The following is a 15,511-nucleotide window of genomic DNA, read 5'->3' as shown; positions in this document are numbered from 1 at the left end:
TCGTTGCATCTCCAGCCATGGCGGCCTCGCGTTCAGAAGGTGTAGTTCAGGTTGGCGAACCACATCCGTCCGGCGGCGGGGAAACCCTGGTCGAGTTCGTAGTTCTCGTCGCCGACGTTGTTCACGCCGGCCTCGGCGGACAGGTTTTTCATCGGCCGCCAGGCGGCCTTCAGGTTGAGGGTGGTGAAACCATCCAGCTTGACCGTGTTGGAGGCCCAGCGGCTGCCGTCGTGCTCGGCGAAGGCGATCAGGCTCACGGCATCCGCCGGCCGCCAGAGTGCGTGCAGGATGATCTTGGTTTCCGGAATGCCGGTCAGCCTGACCGTGGGATCGCTGCGGTTTTCCAGATCCATGAAGGTGGCGTTGCCGCCCACTTCCCAGCGACTGCCCAGCGGGGTCTTGAGACCCAGTTCGACGCCTTTGATGCGCGCCTCGCCGACGTTCTGCATCTGGCATTGGTTGGTCGCCGAGCAATTCAGCGCCGGGTTGGGGCGCACTTCCTGAATCTTGTCCTGGATGTCGTTCCAGAACACGGTGAACTCGACCGTGGCGCCAGCCCAGGCTTGTCCCTGGTAGCCGATTTCGTAGTTGCGCGCCTGTTCCGGACCGAGATCAGGGTTGGGGATGAAATTGCCCAAGCGTGCGGAGTAGCGATCCTTGAGCGTGGGCAGACGGGTTTTTTCGGCGGCCGTGGCGTACAGGCGCGCCGTTGGCGAGAGGTCGTGGAACAGGCCGATCTGCGGATCGGTCGAGCTTTGCTTGTCGGGCAATGCGTAGGCCGGGCCGGGGCCGGATTTGAAAACCTTGTCCGGGGCCAGTTCGTGGTGGGCAAGGCCGATGGAGAGCAGGGTCTTGTCGCCCAGCTGGATGCCATCCTCCACCGACAGCGAGCGCAGGGTGTCCTCGAAGTCGGCATTGAGCAAGGCATTGCCGTCGCGCTCCTCGTGCTGGTCGACCTTGTAATGGGCCACCGCGCGCAGGGTGTGGCCGCTGAAACGACGCGACTCCAGTTCAACCGAGCCGCCGACGCTCTTGTCGTGGTAGATGCTGCGGCCGGTGCCGACGCTGCCGGAGCCGCTGGTTTTGAGCGTGGTGTAGGTGTTGTCGGTGAAGCTGTTCACCTCGTTGTCGAACTTGTCGGTGTAGAGCCGCAGTTTCAGCGTTTCGTGGGCGCCCAGTCCGGTGCGCGAGACGAAATACAGGCTTTCCTTGTCCCAGTACGGCCATTGCCAGTAGCGCGCGGTGGGCACGGTGGAGGGCGGCTGTCCCTTCTCGCCGTCCTGCTTGGTGTAGGTGAGGGCGTATTCGTCGCCGCCGCCGGGGGTGAGACCCAGTTTCAGCGTCCCCTTGCTGTCCTTGTAGTAGGAGTTGTCGCGGCGGCCGCCGTCTTCGGTGGCGGTCGGCGTGAAGTCGTCGGACAGGCTGAAGCCGTCGGCCTCGCGGTAGGCGGCGCCGGCCTGGATGTACCAGCTGCCCTGGTTGCTGCCCAGGTTGACCGCGGTGCGGCGGGCGCCTTCCTCGCCGAAGCCGATGCTGACGTCGCCCTCGAAGGCCTTGCGCGGCTTGCGCGAAATGAGGTTGATGGCGCCGCCCAGGGTGTTGGGGCCGTAGGCCACCGAGCTGAAGCCCTTGGCAACCTGGATCGCGGCCAGGTCGGCGGTGTCGAAGCGGCCGAAATCGACGTAGCCGTCGTACGGCACATAGACCGGAATGCCGTCGATGAACAGCGGCGCCTGGCGCGGATCGTAGCCGCGCAGATAAACCGTCTGCTCGTTGCGCGAGTTGGTCGAAACCGTGACGCCGGAGAGCAGGTTGACGGCGTCGCCCACGGTTTCCCGGTTGTGCGTCTGGATATCGTCGCGCGTGACCACGGAAGCGACCTGCTCCGGCGCGACGACGCCAAGCTGCGGGCGGCTGGCGGTGACGGTGATGGTGCCGAGGTCGAATACCGGGTCGTCTGCCAGGCTGACGCCCGGGGTGAGAAGACTGGCGATCAGGGCGGGCAGGATGCGCGGTTTGGCGAGGGACATGCGTTGACTCCGGGGAAGGTTTGGATCAGTGGAAACGTGAACAAAAGGTCGAATCGGGCAGCCCGCCGGACCGCGGCGGCGCAGCCCGCAAGGTGACCCGTTCGGCCGACTTGCCGAAAAAATGGTAGCCAGACCCGCCTTCGGCCAGGCAATCGAGCAGCGCATCCGGGTCGCCGACCCGCACCCCGCCCAGCACCGCGACGCCGCGCTTGAGGAAGGGGCCCGGCAGCAGCGGCACGCTGGGGCCGATCAGCGCGATTTGCGTGCCGGGGCGGGCCAGATCGAGCAGCGCGTCGAGGCTGCCGTTGATCAGGGTGGTGCCGGTCACGACCAGAGCATGGGCATGGGGAATCGTCTGCGCCGCCTGCGCGGCGGGGACGTAGTAGGGGAGTTCCTCGGGTTTCAGTACCGTGGGGTCGAGTTCGAGGACCCTGAACGACTGTTCGGTCCGTATGAACTCGCGCATGTACGGCGGGAACCCGCCTACCAGGACGACGTGGTGGTGCGGCTGGATGTCCAGGGCGGACAGGGCATCGCGGCCGTTCTGGCTGACGCCGTCGGGCACGCCGTCCTGCTGCCAAACCGACTCGACCAGCGCATTCAGGGTGGCGATGGCCAGCGCCCGCCGCAGCTGGCCGCCGCGATGCAAATCCTCCAGCGCCTGGCCGACGGAGCGGCCGTGCAGTTTGCCGGGTGCCGGCATCGCCTGGGCGGAGCTAGGACAGCACACCGCCTGTGGAATGCCCTTCAGCGGGGTGGCGCAGACGCCACCCGCACCGTTGCTCAGCTTCACCCCGACGAAAAACAGGCCCAGCACCGCGCGCTCGATGCTCAGCCGATCCTGGGCCGGGCCCAGCCGCGCGGCCACTTCGTCTGAAATTTCACGCAGCAAGTCAGACATGGGCGACCCCGTTCTGAAACGCGTTTTCCACTTTGATCTCCTGTTCGTGAAGCACGGCCCGGCATGGACAGTGCCACCGGATCGATGCCGGTCCCGTGTTGATGCAGGCCAAGGCGCAGCCGTGAATCGTTATGTATGTGCGTGCATATCGGCTGGCCAAAAAAAAGACGGTTTTTCGCCCGATGGGAGCTGGCCCGATCATTTTCGTAATGCACAACGGTATATAACGATATCGATGTCCCCGATCCGTGTCAACCCAAACGGCCGTCCCGGCGATCAGTCGTCGGCGGGCGGCTTTTCAGGCGCGGCCAGGAAGCGCTGGAAAGCCTCGAACTCGCGCGCGACCGCGCGTGCCGCCTTGATTTCCATGGCCTGGTAACTGGTCAGGGCCTCGCGCCCCAAATCCGTCAGGCTTGCGCCGCCGCCATGCTGCCCCCCCGCGCTGGTGACCACCAGCGGGGTGATGAAGCATTTGTTCATGGTGTCGACCAGATTCCAGGCGCGCCGGTAGGACATGCTGTTTGCGCGCGCCGCCGCCGAGATCGAGCCGTAACGGGCAATGGCCTCCAGCAGGGCGGCCTTGCCGGGGCCGATGGCGATGCGCTCGCCCAACAGCACCCGCAGTCGCGGGTGGGCCGGTTTGCTGGGGCCGGAACCGGTTTTACGTTTCATCGTGACAGCCTGTCGACAAGCGTGAAAGCGGGGGAGTTTACCCGCTTGCGACGGCCGGCTGAACGACGGCGCGGCAGTCGTTCAGCCGGCGCGGCTCAGGGGCGACGCGCGAACCTCGCGTTCGGCTCCTTCGCCGCTGCCCGATGCGACGCCGAGCCGGTCGGGATGGCGATCTCAGCCAATCAGCGCCACCGACTTGATCTGCACCCAGACCGGCCGGCCGGGCGCCAGTGCGAGCGCGGCGGCGGAGCGCCGGGTCACCCGCGCGACGACAGGCGTGCCGCCGACCTCGACCCGGACCAGGGCCAGGGCGGGGTGGCTGTCGTCGGCGATTTCGGTCACCGTGCCCTGCAGCAGGTTGAGGATGCTGGTGCCGTCCTGATGCGTCAGCGACAGGCTGACGTCGCGCGCCAGGATGCGGATGCGCACCCGGCGGCCGGGCGGCAGGCCGGTATCGCGCACCCACAGGCCGCCGCCGGCGAAATCGACGCGAGCCAGATGCCAGGCGGCGTCGCGTTCGCCGACCGTGCCTTCCAGCACCGCGCCAACGTCTTCGCCCAGCTGGATGGGGACGTCGACGCGCGCCAGCGTCTCGGCCAGTCCGCCCTGGGCAAGCGCACGCCCCTCGGAGAGGACGACGATGTGATCGGCCAGGCGCGCCACTTCGTCCGGGCTGTGGCTGACGTAAAGCATCGGGATGTCCAACTCGTCGTGCAGGCGTTCCAGGTAGGGCAGGATTTCCTGCTTGCGCTTGAGGTCGAGTGCGGCCAGCGGTTCGTCCATGAGCAGCAGCCGGGGTCTGACCGCCAGCGCCCGGGCGACGGCGACGCGCTGCCGCTCGCCGCCGGAGAGCTGGTCCGACTTGTGATCCAGCAGCGCGCGGATGCCGAGCAAGTCGACGACATGATCGAGCGCGGCGCGGTCCAGCGGTTCGGCGGCGCGCTTCATGCCGTATTCAATATTGCCGCGCGCGGTGAGGTGCGGAAACAGGCTGGCTTCCTGAAACACGTAACCGAGCGGGCGCCGATGCGTCGGCAGGAAGCGGCCGGCGTCCTGCCAGACTTCGCCGTTGACGACGAGGCGCCCGGTGGACGCGCGTTCCAGCCCGGCGATGCAGCGCAGCAGCGTGGTCTTGCCGGAACCGGAGTGGCCGAACAGCGCGGTGACGCCGCGGCCGGGCAGGCGGAGATCGACATCGAGGGTGAAGTCCGGGTATTTCAGGAGGAATCCGGCTTGAATGTCGTCGTTCATGGTTGCGGATTCATCAGATCGCTGGCTGCCGCCCGGCGTGTCCCGGCCGGTCGGTCCGGCGGCGACACGGGTCACGGCGTGACCCGAAGCTTGTTGGGGTTGAAGGTGTAAAGCGCCAGCAGCACCAGAAACGAGAAAATCACCATGCTGCCGGCCAGCCAGTGCGCTTCGGCATATTCCAGCGCCTCGACGTGATCGTATATCTGCACCGAAACCACGCGGGTGACGCCGGGGATGTTGCCGCCGATCATCAGCACCACGCCGAATTCGCCCACGGTATGGGTAAAGCCGAGGATGCCGGCGGTGAGAAAGCCGGGCCGGGCGAGCGGCACCACCACGCTCCAGAAACGGTCCCAGGGGCTCGCCCGCAGGGTTGCGGCCACCTCCAGCGGGCGCGTGCCCAGGGCTACGATGGCGTTCTGGATCGGCTGCACCACGAAGGGCATGGAATAGAGCACCGAGGCCACCACCAGCCCCCAGAAGGTGAACGGCAGCACCCCCAGCCCGAGCGACTGGGTCAAGTGGCCGATGGGGCCGTTCGGCCCCATCGTCACCAGCAGATAAAACCCCAGCACGGTGGGCGGCAGCACCAGCGGCAGCGCCACCACCGCGCCGACGGGCGCTTTCCACTTCGAGCGGGTTCTGGCCAGCCACCAGGCGATCGGCGTGCCGACGATGAACAGCAGGATCGTGGTCAGGCCCGCCACTCGCAGGGTCAGCCAGATCGCGGTGAGGTCGGCGTCGGAAAAACCCATGAGTCAGCCCGGATCAGATTTCGTAGCCGTAGGACTTGATGATGGCCCTTGCCTTGTCGCCTTTCAGATAGGTCATCAGCGCCTCGGCGGCGGCGTTGCCCTTGCCGGACGAAAGGATGACCGCGTCCTGGCGAATCGGGCTATGCAGCGTGCCGGGTACGACCCACGCCGAACCGCTGCCGACCTTGCCGTCCTTCATGACCTGGGACAGCGCCACGAAGCCCAGTTCGGCGTTGCCGGTCATCACGAACTGATAAGTCTGGGCGATGTTTTCCCCCTGCACGAACTTGGGTGCAAGCGCATCCAGCAGGCCCATTCCGGTCATCACCTCGACCGCCGCCTTGCCATAAGGCGCGAGCTTGGGGTTGGCGATCGAGAGCTTGTTGAACTGGCCTTTCTTCAGCACATCGCCCCTGGCATCGACGAAATCCGCTTTGGCTGACCACAGCACCAGTGTGCCGATGGCATAGGTAAACCGGCTGCCGGCCACGGTCATGCCTTCCTGCTCCAGCTTGGCCGGGGTTTCGTTGTCGGCCGAGAGGAACACCTGGAACGGCGCGCCGTTCTTGATCTGCGCGTAGAACTTGCCGGTGGAGCCGAACGCCAGTTTGGCCTGGTGGCCGGTGTCCCTGGCAAATTCATCGGCGATCCGGTTCATCGGCGCGGTGAAATTGGCGGCTACGGCAACCTGGACTTCTTCAGCGAAGGCGCCGCTCGAAACCAGCGCGCAAAGCAGGAAAGCGGGGAATTTGAACTTCAGCACGGTGACGCTCCTTTCAGGGTTGAACGGCGAGAATGATGTGGGAGGCCTTGATCAGGGCGCAGGCGCGCACGCCCGCCTTGAGGCCGAGATTCTGGATGCTGTCGTTGGTGACGATGGCGACGAGTTGCCTGCCGCCCGCCAGATCGAGGACGACCTCGCCGTTGACCGCGCCTTCGCGGCAGGCGCCGATGGTGCCGCACAGATGGTTGCGGGCGCTGGTCTTGAGCTTTTCGTCGGTGGTCAGGATCACCCACGGCGCCTTGATCAGGGCGATGGCCGGCGAGCCGGACGCGAGCGCCAGGTGATCGACGCTGGCATTGGTGATGATGGCGGCGAGTTCGACGCCGCCGCCGAGATCGAGAATCACCTCGGCGTTGACCGCGCCTTTCTGCACGGTTTTGACGGTACCGGAAAACTGGTTGCGGGCACTGGTATGCATGGTGGACCTCCTGATGCGTGGTTCAGAGGGAAAGGTGCCGTCAAGCGGGTCGGGCCGGACGACGGTGGCCGGACGGCAGTCCGGATGGGATAGGCCGCGCCGCTCCGTAGCAGCTCGAATGGCTGTCGCAGCCCGCGCAGCCGGGTGGTTGGAGATCGTCCAGACCCAGCCGCTCGCCCAGCGCGAGAAAGAGATAGCGTTTCCATTTCAGGTCGGCGGTATTCCGCGCGGCCAGCGCCGGAAAGTGCAGGTCCAGCAGGGCCGTGGTTTCCGCGCGCCCGGCAAGCCCCAGGTCCTGCCACAGGTGCCGGTGGCCGAAGCTGGCAGCGGCGACGGCATGGGCGAGCCAGCGGGCGCGGCGCTCGGACAGGTCCGGCGCGCGCTGTTCCCATAACATTCGCGCCAGCGGATCGAACAGCTCGGGTTCCTGAACCGCGCACAGCGCATAGCCTTCGCCGAGATCGGGCATCGACAGCCGCGCACCCGGCTGCAGGGTTTCAACCAGGGCGTTGAATTCCAGCCGATCGAATCCCAGAGTGGCCGCGAACAGCGGCAGTTCGCCCGCCTCGGCATTGCGCAGCACGCCGGCGATGGCGGCGCGGGCCAAGGGCAGCAGGCCGAGGCGGCGGCGCAGCGCATCGACCACGGCGGCGGCGATACGCGCCGGCTGCGGCGCGCCGACCGGTTCCCGGGCCGGGCTATGTCCGCTCAGGTTTTCCGGCGGATCGTCCAGGGTCGTTTCCACGACGAGACCGGCATTTCCGGCGGCGGCGAAGCCGGGCCCGAGTTCGACCCGCAAGGGTGCGAGGCGGCGCGGGCTATCCGCTACGCCGTGCCTGGTCATGCGCGCGTCCACCAGCACTTCGGGTGAAAGATCGGCCAGCACCTGTTCCAGCGCTTGCGCGGTCAGGGCGATGTCGTGGGCGCCATAGCGCAGCCAGTCCGCTGCGGAATCCACGCGCCGACAGGCGACTCCATCCAGCGTGACGCTGCCGTCGGACAGCGTGCCGTCGCAAGACGGGCCGCGCCGGGCGACGGCGAACGCGGCCGTGTCCGCCAGCAGCACGGCATAGCCTGCCGCGGCCAGACGCAACGCCGTTGCCGAGGCCGCGGCGTTGGTGCCGCGGATCACGGCGCAGGGATGCAGACGGTTCATTGCGTAAGCCTTCAAAAGCTGTGCTTCAGCGGAGCGCATGCGATGCGGCCGCATCGCCGCGGCATGGCGCCGGCGTTGTGCGGCCGGCAAGCGGATCAACATGGAAGCCCCCAGCCGAATGACGCATGTAAATGGATGCTCTTTTCGATATGTTCATTGTGTCATATCGAAAATGAACTCTGCAAGCATTGACCCCGGCAGCGGTCGTGGCCGGAGCGCACTGCCAAACCCGCCACGTCTGCGGAGGCAAGGTTCCAGGGCTCAGGATCGATCGGCGTGGCTCGCCAGATGCCGGCTCAAGCGGGTCATCTCGGCATCGGTCGCCTTGCGTGCCTGGGCTTCCAGACGGTGATACAGGGCGACGACTTCCAGTGCGCGTGCGGTCAGTTGCGCGCCGCCGCCGCGGGCGCCGCCCTTGCTGGCCTCGACCAGCGGGCTTTTGAAGCAGTGGTTCATGGTGTCGACCAGGTGCCAGGCACGCTTGTAGCTCATGCCCAAGCTGCGGCCCGCAGCCGCGATCGAACCGGTGTCCCGGATGGCTTCGAGCAGTTGCACCTTGCCGGGGCCGAGCGCGATGTCGTCGCCGAGAATGAGGCGGAAGGCGAGGCGCGGTGTCATGGTGCAACGATGGCCGGGCGGATGCCCGGCAGCCGGGCGAAGCTGTCGCGCTTCACGGTTTCGATGAAATCGGCGACGTAGGCGCGTGTCGCGTCGGCCTCACGCACCGCGGCATAAAGCTCGGCCCACAGGCCGTGCTTGCCGATGCGGCGTGCGGCGACGTAGCCGCGTTCGAGATAGGGCGCGACTGCCCAGGCGGGCAGTGCGGCCAGCCCGCGGCGGCTGGCGACCAGTTGCAATATCGCCACCGTCAGCTGCGCCTCGCGGCGCGGCGGCTTGATCCCGACGGGGGCGAGCACGCGGCGGATCAGGTCGAGCCGGTCTTCCGGCACCGGGTAGGTGATCAGGGTGTGGTCGGCGAAGTCGCCCGGCGCCAGCCATTTCCTGGCGGCAAGCGGATGCGCCGGCGGCAGCAGCGCCAGCATCTCGAAGCCGAACAGCGGCGCATACGCGACGCCCGCACGCGGCACGCTGTCCGAGGTGACGACGAGGTCGGCGCGGCCGTCCAGCAGCAGCCCCACCGGGTCGGCCTGAAAGCCGCCCAGCAGATCGAGTTCCACCCCCGGCCAGACATCGCGGTAACGGTCCATCGCCGGCATCAGCCAGTCGTAGCAGGTGTGGCATTCCACCGCGATGCGCAATTCGCCGGCGTCGCCGTCCTTCAGCTTGGCGAGGTCGCGCAGTGCGGCGTCCGCCAGCGGTAGCGCGGCATGCGCCAGCGCCAGCAGGCGCCGTCCGGCGGCGCTGAGCTGCAGCGGGCGCACGCTGCGTTCGACCAGCGGCAGTTCCAGGGCTTCCTCCAGTGCCTTCAGCTGGTGCGACACCGCCGATTGCGTGAGATGCAGGCGCTCGGCGGCGGCCGTCAGCCCGCCGGTTTCCGCCACCGCCTGCAGCAGGCGCAGGTGGCGCAGTTCAATATGATGATTGTTCATGTGGTCAATGAAAAACATTCGTTTGTCTCATGGTATCCGCAGCGGCATCATGGCGTCCATCGTTCATTAGGAGAGCACACATGGCACTGGCACACGTACTGGGGGTTCCGCGCATCGGCCCGAACCGCGAACTGAAATTCGCGCAGGAAGCCTTCTGGCGCGGCGAGATCGACGCGGCCGCGCTCAACGCGGTCGCCAGCGGCATACGCCAGGCCAACTGGCAGCGGCAGCATGCGGCCGGACTGGACTTCGTCACGGTGGGGGATTTCGCGTTCTACGACCAGATGCTGAACCACGTCGCGCTGCTGGGTTGCGTGCCGGCGCGCTTCGGTTTCGGCGAGACGCTCGATCTTGCGCAGTATTTCCAGCTGGCGCGCGGCAACACCGCCTGCCATGCGATGGAAATGACCAAGTGGTTCGACACCAACTATCACTATCTGGTGCCCGAGCTCAAACCGGACAGCCGATTCTCGCTCGGCACCGACTGGCTGTTCGACGAAGTGGCGGAGGCGCAGACCGCCGGGTTCAACGCCAAGCCGGTGCTGATCGGCCCGCTCAGTTTCCTGTGGCTGGCCAAGGAAAAGGCCGCCGGCTTCGACCGCCTCGACCTGCTCGACCGGCTGCTGCCGGTCTACGCGCAGATTCTGGCGCGGCTGAAGGCGCAGGGAGTGGAATGGGTGCAGATCGACGAGCCGATTCTGAGCCTGGATTTGCCGTCCGCCTGGCGCGCCGCGTTCGAGCGCGCCTACCACCATCTGAATGCGGCGGGCATGAAGCTGCTGCTCGCCAGCTATTTCGGGCCGCTGCGCGAGAATCTGCTGGTGGCGTTGAAACTGCCGGTGGCCGGGGTGCACGTCGATTGCGTGCGCGGCGGCGACGAACTGGCCCAGGTGATCGACTGGCTGCCCGCCACCAAGGTGCTGTCGGCAGGCGTGATCGACGGCCGCAATATCTGGAAGAGCGATCTGAATGCCGTATTCGAGCGCTTCGAAGGCCTGCATCTGCGCCTGGCCGACCGGCTCTGGCTTGCCCCCTCGTGCTCGCTGCTGCACGTGCCGGTGAGTCTGGCGGGGGAAGACCGGCTGGATGCGGAACTCAAGAGCTGGCTGGCGTTCGCCAACGAAAAAATCGCCGCGCTGGCCACGCTCAAAACCGCATTCAACGCGGGCCGCCCGGCGGCGGCCGCGGCGCTGTCCGAGCATGCCCGGGCGCTGGCTTCGCGCCATGCCTCGCAGCGCGTGCACGATGCGGCGGTGGCGGCGCGGATGGCCGCGCTGACGTCTTTGCACGATGCGCGCAACAACGCGTTCGCGGTGCGCCAGGCGCTGCAGCGCGAGCGCTTCAGGCTGCCGGCCTTCCCCACCACGACCATCGGCTCATTCCCGCAGACGGCGGAGATCCGCCATGCCCGCGCGCGCTTCAGGAAGGGCGAAATCGGCGCCGCCGACTACGCTGCCGCGATGCAGCGCGAGATCCGTCATGCCGTCGAAAAACAGGAGGCCCTGGGGATCGACGTCCTGGTGCACGGCGAAGCCGAGCGCAACGACATGGTCGAGTATTTCGGCGAGCAGCTGGCCGGCTTCGCGTTTTCGCAGAACGGCTGGGTGCAGTCCTACGGCAGCCGCTGCGTGAAACCGCCGCTCATCTACGGCGACGTGTCGCGCCCGCAGCCGATGACGGTGGGCTGGACGCGCTACGCGCAGTCGCTCACCGGGAAGCCGATGAAAGGCATGCTGACCGGCCCGGTGACGATGCTGCAATGGTCGTTCGTGCGCGACGACCAGCCGCGCGCGGCCACTGCCCTGCAGATTGCGCTGGCGCTGCGCGACGAGGTGGTCGACCTCGAGGCGGCCGGCATCGGCATCATCCAGATCGACGAGCCTGCCTACCGCGAAGGCCTGCCGCTCCGGCGCGCCGACTGGCCGGCCTATCTCGACTGGGCGAGCCGCGCCTTCCGCATCAGCGCATCCGGGGTGAACGACGCCACCCAGATCCACACCCACATGTGCTATTCGGAATTCAACGACATCCTGCCCGCGATTGCGGCGATGGATGCCGACGTCATCACCATCGAAACCAGCCGTTCTGACATGGAACTGTTGCGCGGCTTCGGCGATTTCGACTATCCCAACGAAATCGGCCCCGGCGTCTACGACATCCACAGCCCGCGCATTCCCGATGCCGCGGAAATGGTCCGTCTGCTGGAAAAGGCCGCGCAGGTGATCGCGCCCGAGAAACTCTGGGTCAACCCCGACTGCGGACTGAAAACGCGCGGCTGGGCTGAAACCGAGGCGGCGCTCTCGCAGATGGTGGCGGCGGCCCGAAGCCTGCGGCAGGCGCGCCGGCTGGAAGAGACGGCGCACTAAAAGGCTCCGCAGGCTTGCGCCTGCGGAGCATCCTGTTGAGCCGATGCGTCGTGCCTGTTTCACCGCCGTATGAGCCGGCCCTGTCCGGCCCGCGCGGCGCGGAACTTGCGCCTGCCTTTCTCGGTCCGGGTCGGGACTCGTTTAGAATCTTGCCACCTTGAAACCCGTTCCGTATTGCCTCCTGTTGTGCGCGCCGCTTGCGCTGCTGCCGTCGTGGGGCCATGCAGCCGAACTCGACCTGCCCGCGCGCGCCGGCGCCTTCTGGCGGCAGCCCGGCGCGCTGCCTGCAGCCGCTGCGGCCGCGCAAACCGGTGCCGTGCGCTTTGCCAGCCTGGCCGCGCTGACCGAGCATGCGCTGCGCGAACGCGCGGAATCGCGCGCCGCCTGGTTCGGCATCCAGGCCGAGGCGGCGCGGCTGGATGCCGCCGCGGCCGCCAACTGGCCCACGCTCACCGGCCAGTTCAACTTCACCCATAGCCGCGCGCTGTCGAGTTCGGGGGCGTCGGTGCCCGCGCTCCATCGCTACGGGCCCAGCCTCAGTCTGGCCTACGTGCTGGTCGACTTTGGCGCGCGCGCCGCCGGCATCGACGCCCAGCGTTATCAGCTCATCGCCAGCCTGCTGAACAACAACCGCACCCTGCAGGACACCGTCGCCGAGGTCGAGGCCGCCTACTTTGCGGTGCTGGCCGCACGCGCGCAGGAGGCCGCGCAGGCCCAGCAGGAGGCCGCCCTGCGCGCCAGCCTCGATGCGGTCGAGGTCAGGGTGCGCGGCGGCCTGGCGGCACGCGCCGACCAGTTGCGTGCGCGTGCCGCCCTGAGCGAGGCGCAACTCGCGCGCCAGACCGCCGAGCGCGATCACGCCAAGGCCATGGCCGCATTGAAGCAGGCCACCGGCATCGCGCAGACGCAAGTGCTGGAACTGGACTGGGAAACCGCGCTGCCCGATACGCTGACAGCCGGCACCCTGCTGGCCGATTTGCTGCACGAGGCGCAGCGCAACCGCCCCGACCTGCAAGCCTTGCAGGCCGCCGCGGCCAGCGCGCGTGCCGAGGCCGAACGTGCGCGCGCGGCGCGCTGGCCGAGCCTGTCGCTGGCCGCCAGCAGCGGCCGCACCTTTTTCCTCGAAGACGAGCGGACGCCATCCACCACTTACAGCGTCGGCCTGAATCTGTCCGTGCCGCTGTTCGACGGCGGCCGGCTGGCGGCGCAGGCGCGCGCCGCCGAACGCGACGCCGAACGGCTGCAGGCCGAGGCCGACGGCCAGCGCAACCAGGTGGCGCTGAGCGTGACCGAGGCGTACCACGATGTGCGCCACGCGCAGGAGCGGCGCGACGGCGTGGCGGTGCAGTTCGACAGCGCCAGCGAATCGGCGCGCGCCGCCGAGGCGCGCTACGCCGCCGGGATCGGCAGCCTGCTCGAACTGCTGACTGCGCAGGCCGACCTGGCGCGCGCCCGGCAAAGCGCCGCGCAGGCCGACGCCGACTGGCTGGCGGCCTTTTCCCGTTTGAATCATGCCCTGGGCCGTCTGCCCGCTGCCTCTACTGCGAACCTGCCATGAAACTCCGTATTCTTGTCGTCCTTGTCGTGCTGGCGCTGATTGCGGGCGTGGCGTATCGCATCCAGAACCAGGCGGGCGGCGACCGGCAGGCCGGCGGAGATCGCGCGCTCAGCGTGAAAACCGTGCCGGTGGCGGTGCGCGATTTCCCCCGGGTGATCGATCTGCCCGGCACCCTGGAAGCCGCCCATCAGGTCGCCATCGCCGCCCAGGCCAGCGGCAGTGTGCTGCAGCAGCATGTGCAGGAAGGCGACAGTGTGCGTGCCGGACAGCTTCTGTTCAGCCTGGATGCGCGGCCGGCGCAGGCGCGCATCGCGCAGAGCCAGGCAACGCTGACGGGTGCGCGCGCCGAAACCGCCGAGGCGGAAAAAAAGCGCGAGCGGCTGAGCCCGTTGCTGCAGTCGGGCTACATCAGCCGGCAGGAATTCGACGACGCGCAGCTGGCGCTGGACGCCGCCCGTGCCCGCGCCGGCAGCGCCCGCGCCGAACTGGAGTCGGCGCGGCTGGATGTCGCGTATGCGCAGATCCGCGCGCCGATTGCCGGGCGCGTCGGCCGCATCGTGGTGCGGCCGGGCAGCTTGGTGCAGGCGGGGGGCGAGCCGCTCACCACGCTCCTGGCCCCCGGAACGCTCGACGTGCGCGCCAGCGTGGCGCAGCAGGACTGGCCCGAACTGGCAGCGGCGCGCGCGCGCGGCAAGGTGACGGCCGGGATCGCGCTCGATGCGGACGCGTCGGTGCGGGCACAGGGCGAGCTCGTCTTCGTCGATGCGCAGGTCGACGCCGCCACCGGTGCCGTGCCGGTCAAGGTGCGGCTGACCATGGCGCCCCCCGCGCTGCTGTCGGGGCAGGGGGTGCGGGTGCGTCTGCTGCTGGGCATCGAGCCGAACGCCAAGGTGGTGCCGGAAGCGGCGCTGCAGCACGCGCAGGAAGGCAGCTATGTCTATGTGGTGCGCGGCGGTAAGGCCGTGGTGCAGCCAGTGAAGCTGATCCGCAGCCTCGACGGCGAGCATGTGGTGGAGGGCGAACTCGCCGCCGGCGAGCCGGTGCTGATCGAGATTCCGCAGCGGCTGAAGGCGGGCGGCGCGGTCAGGCTCGAAGGCGCCGGCGGATGAACCTGTCGCGGCTGTTCATCGAGCGCCCGGTCGCCACCCTGATGCTGGTTCTGGCGCTGGCGCTGTTCGGCGCGCTCGCCTACCGGATGCTGCCGGTAAACGACCTGCCGCAGGTCGATTTTCCGACGCTGCGCATCTCGGCGTCGTTGCCGGGCGCCAATCCGGAGACCATGGCCAACACCGTGGCGACGCCGCTGGAGCGGCAGCTGGCGACGGTGGCGGGAATCGAGTCGATGAGCTCGCAGTCGGGCCAGGGATCGACCAATATCACCCTGCAGTTCGAGCTCGATCGCGACATCGATGCCGCCGCGCAGGACGTGCAGACCGCGATCGCGCAGGCGGCGCGCAATCTGCCGCAGGGCATGGATCCGCCACAGCTGCGCAAGATCAACCCGGCCGATTCGCCGATTCTGTATCTGGCGCTGTCGGCCGAACGGCTGCCGCTGACCGAGCTCGACGCCATCGCCGATTCGCGCGTGGCGCAGCGCTTGTCCAGTCTGAGCGGCGTGGCGCAGGTGCTGGTATTCGGTTCGCAGAAATACGCACTGCGGCTGTATCTCGATCCCGCCAGGCTGCAACAGCGCGGGCTGACGTTCGCCGATGTGATCGAGGCGGTGCAGCGCGCCAACGCCAACCTGCCGTCCGGCATCCTCGACGGCGCCACCCGCGCCTACACGGTGAAGGCGCCGGTGGCGCTCGCCAACGCGGCGGATTTCGGCGACATCATCGTGGCCTATCACGACGGCACCGCGCTGCGCGTGAAAGACCTCGGGCGCGCGGTCGACAGCGTGGAAAACGACAAGGCGCGCACCTGGTACAACGGCACCCGCGCCATCGTGCTCGCGGTGCAGCGCCAGCCGGGCGCCAACACGGTCGAGGTCGCCGAGCGCATTCGCGCGCTGCTGCCGGACATCGAGGCCGAACTGCCCGACGGCGTCCGCCTGCAGGTGCACTCCGACCG

General features: G+C 68.0%; 14 protein-coding genes. 4 read left to right on the top strand and 10 right to left on the bottom strand.

Going from position 1 to position 15,511, the window contains the following annotated elements:
• Positions 1 to 32: 32 nt before the first annotated feature.
• The 10 genes from Q0L94_RS06835 to Q0L94_RS06790 form a co-directional block, all read right to left on the bottom strand.
• Positions 33 to 2,030, bottom strand: a complete 1,998-nt coding sequence (locus Q0L94_RS06835) for a TonB-dependent receptor (RefSeq protein WP_296751608.1) — start codon at positions 2,028 to 2,030, stop codon at positions 33 to 35.
• A gap of 25 nt (positions 2,031 to 2,055) precedes the next feature.
• A complete protein-coding gene (locus Q0L94_RS06830) occupies positions 2,056 to 2,931 on the bottom strand; it encodes a DUF364 domain-containing protein (protein ID WP_296751606.1) in 876 nt (291 codons plus the stop codon).
• A 276-nt stretch (positions 2,932 to 3,207) separates the two neighbouring features.
• A complete protein-coding gene (locus Q0L94_RS06825) occupies positions 3,208 to 3,603 on the bottom strand; it encodes a LysR family transcriptional regulator (protein WP_296751604.1) in 396 nt (131 codons plus the stop codon).
• Between the two features lie 174 nt (positions 3,604 to 3,777).
• Positions 3,778 to 4,854 (bottom strand): molybdenum ABC transporter ATP-binding protein, encoded by a 1,077-nt coding sequence (gene modC / locus Q0L94_RS06820; protein ID WP_296751602.1) that lies wholly within the window; start codon positions 4,852 to 4,854, stop codon positions 3,778 to 3,780.
• Positions 4,855 to 4,925: 71 nt separating this feature from the next.
• A complete protein-coding gene (gene modB, locus Q0L94_RS06815) occupies positions 4,926 to 5,609 on the bottom strand; it encodes a molybdate ABC transporter permease subunit (RefSeq protein WP_296751600.1) in 684 nt (227 codons plus the stop codon).
• A gap of 13 nt (positions 5,610 to 5,622) precedes the next feature.
• Entirely contained in the window at positions 5,623 to 6,372 is a 750-nt protein-coding gene (gene modA / locus Q0L94_RS06810) for a molybdate ABC transporter substrate-binding protein (RefSeq protein WP_296751599.1), read from the bottom strand.
• A 13-nt stretch (positions 6,373 to 6,385) separates the two neighbouring features.
• A complete protein-coding gene (locus Q0L94_RS06805; protein ID WP_296751597.1) occupies positions 6,386 to 6,811 on the bottom strand; it encodes a TOBE domain-containing protein in 426 nt (141 codons plus the stop codon).
• A 40-nt stretch (positions 6,812 to 6,851) separates the two neighbouring features.
• On the bottom strand, positions 6,852 to 7,967 hold the full coding sequence (locus Q0L94_RS06800; protein ID WP_296751596.1) for a nitrogen fixation protein NifQ: 1,116 nt from the start codon (positions 7,965 to 7,967) through the stop codon (positions 6,852 to 6,854).
• A 261-nt stretch (positions 7,968 to 8,228) separates the two neighbouring features.
• Positions 8,229 to 8,585 carry a winged helix-turn-helix domain-containing protein gene (locus tag Q0L94_RS06795; protein ID WP_296751595.1) on the bottom strand — a complete coding sequence of 119 codons (357 nt, stop codon included), beginning with the start codon at positions 8,583 to 8,585 and terminating at the stop codon, positions 8,229 to 8,231.
• Positions 8,582 to 9,535: a LysR family transcriptional regulator gene (locus Q0L94_RS06790; protein ID WP_296751594.1), complete on the bottom strand. Its 954-nt coding sequence runs from the start codon at positions 9,533 to 9,535 to the stop codon at positions 8,582 to 8,584. The genes Q0L94_RS06795 and Q0L94_RS06790 overlap by 4 nt, the downstream gene beginning before the upstream one ends.
• 62 nt (positions 9,536 to 9,597) lie before the next feature.
• Between Q0L94_RS06790 and metE the strand changes: the two genes are divergently transcribed.
• The 4 genes from metE to Q0L94_RS06770 all read left to right on the top strand — a co-directional run.
• Positions 9,598 to 11,883, top strand: coding sequence for a 5-methyltetrahydropteroyltriglutamate--homocysteine S-methyltransferase (gene metE, locus Q0L94_RS06785; RefSeq protein ID WP_296751593.1), 2,286 nt, complete (start codon positions 9,598 to 9,600; stop codon positions 11,881 to 11,883).
• A gap of 157 nt (positions 11,884 to 12,040) precedes the next feature.
• Positions 12,041 to 13,441 carry a TolC family protein gene (locus tag Q0L94_RS06780; protein WP_296751592.1) on the top strand — a complete coding sequence of 467 codons (1,401 nt, stop codon included), beginning with the start codon at positions 12,041 to 12,043 and terminating at the stop codon, positions 13,439 to 13,441.
• Positions 13,438 to 14,550 (top strand): efflux RND transporter periplasmic adaptor subunit, encoded by a 1,113-nt coding sequence (locus Q0L94_RS06775; RefSeq protein ID WP_296751591.1) that lies wholly within the window; start codon positions 13,438 to 13,440, stop codon positions 14,548 to 14,550. The genes Q0L94_RS06780 and Q0L94_RS06775 overlap by 4 nt, the downstream gene beginning before the upstream one ends.
• Positions 14,547 to 15,511, top strand: a 965-nt coding sequence (locus Q0L94_RS06770; RefSeq protein ID WP_296751590.1) for an efflux RND transporter permease subunit, incomplete at its 3' end; no start/stop codon positions are given. The genes Q0L94_RS06775 and Q0L94_RS06770, both read left to right, overlap by 4 nt.

Source organism: Thiobacillus sp. (assembly GCF_024708915.1).
This window is presented reverse-complemented; position numbering and strand designations above follow the sequence as displayed.

What these genes read in the sequence shown, in the direction of transcription:
- modB (WP_296751600.1), bottom strand. Translation starts at nt 5,609, where the DNA reads ATGGGTTTTTCCGACGCCGACCTCACCGCGATCTGGCTGACCCTGCGA.
- Q0L94_RS06835 (WP_296751608.1), bottom strand. Translation starts at nt 2,030, where the DNA reads ATGTCCCTCGCCAAACCGCGCATCCTGCCCGCCCTGATCGCCAGTCTT.
- Q0L94_RS06805 (WP_296751597.1), bottom strand. Translation starts at nt 6,811, where the DNA reads ATGCATACCAGTGCCCGCAACCAGTTTTCCGGTACCGTCAAAACCGTG.
- modC (WP_296751602.1), bottom strand. Translation starts at nt 4,854, where the DNA reads ATGAACGACGACATTCAAGCCGGATTCCTCCTGAAATACCCGGACTTC.
- Q0L94_RS06790 (WP_296751594.1), bottom strand. Translation starts at nt 9,535, where the DNA reads ATGTTTTTCATTGACCACATGAACAATCATCATATTGAACTGCGCCAC.
- Q0L94_RS06795 (WP_296751595.1), bottom strand. Translation starts at nt 8,585, where the DNA reads ATGACACCGCGCCTCGCCTTCCGCCTCATTCTCGGCGACGACATCGCG.
- Q0L94_RS06825 (WP_296751604.1), bottom strand. Translation starts at nt 3,603, where the DNA reads ATGAAACGTAAAACCGGTTCCGGCCCCAGCAAACCGGCCCACCCGCGA.
- Q0L94_RS06800 (WP_296751596.1), bottom strand. Translation starts at nt 7,967, where the DNA reads ATGAACCGTCTGCATCCCTGCGCCGTGATCCGCGGCACCAACGCCGCG.
- Q0L94_RS06830 (WP_296751606.1), bottom strand. Translation starts at nt 2,931, where the DNA reads ATGTCTGACTTGCTGCGTGAAATTTCAGACGAAGTGGCCGCGCGGCTG.
- Q0L94_RS06775 (WP_296751591.1), top strand. Translation starts at nt 13,438, where the DNA reads ATGAAACTCCGTATTCTTGTCGTCCTTGTCGTGCTGGCGCTGATTGCG.
- metE (WP_296751593.1), top strand. Translation starts at nt 9,598, where the DNA reads ATGGCACTGGCACACGTACTGGGGGTTCCGCGCATCGGCCCGAACCGC.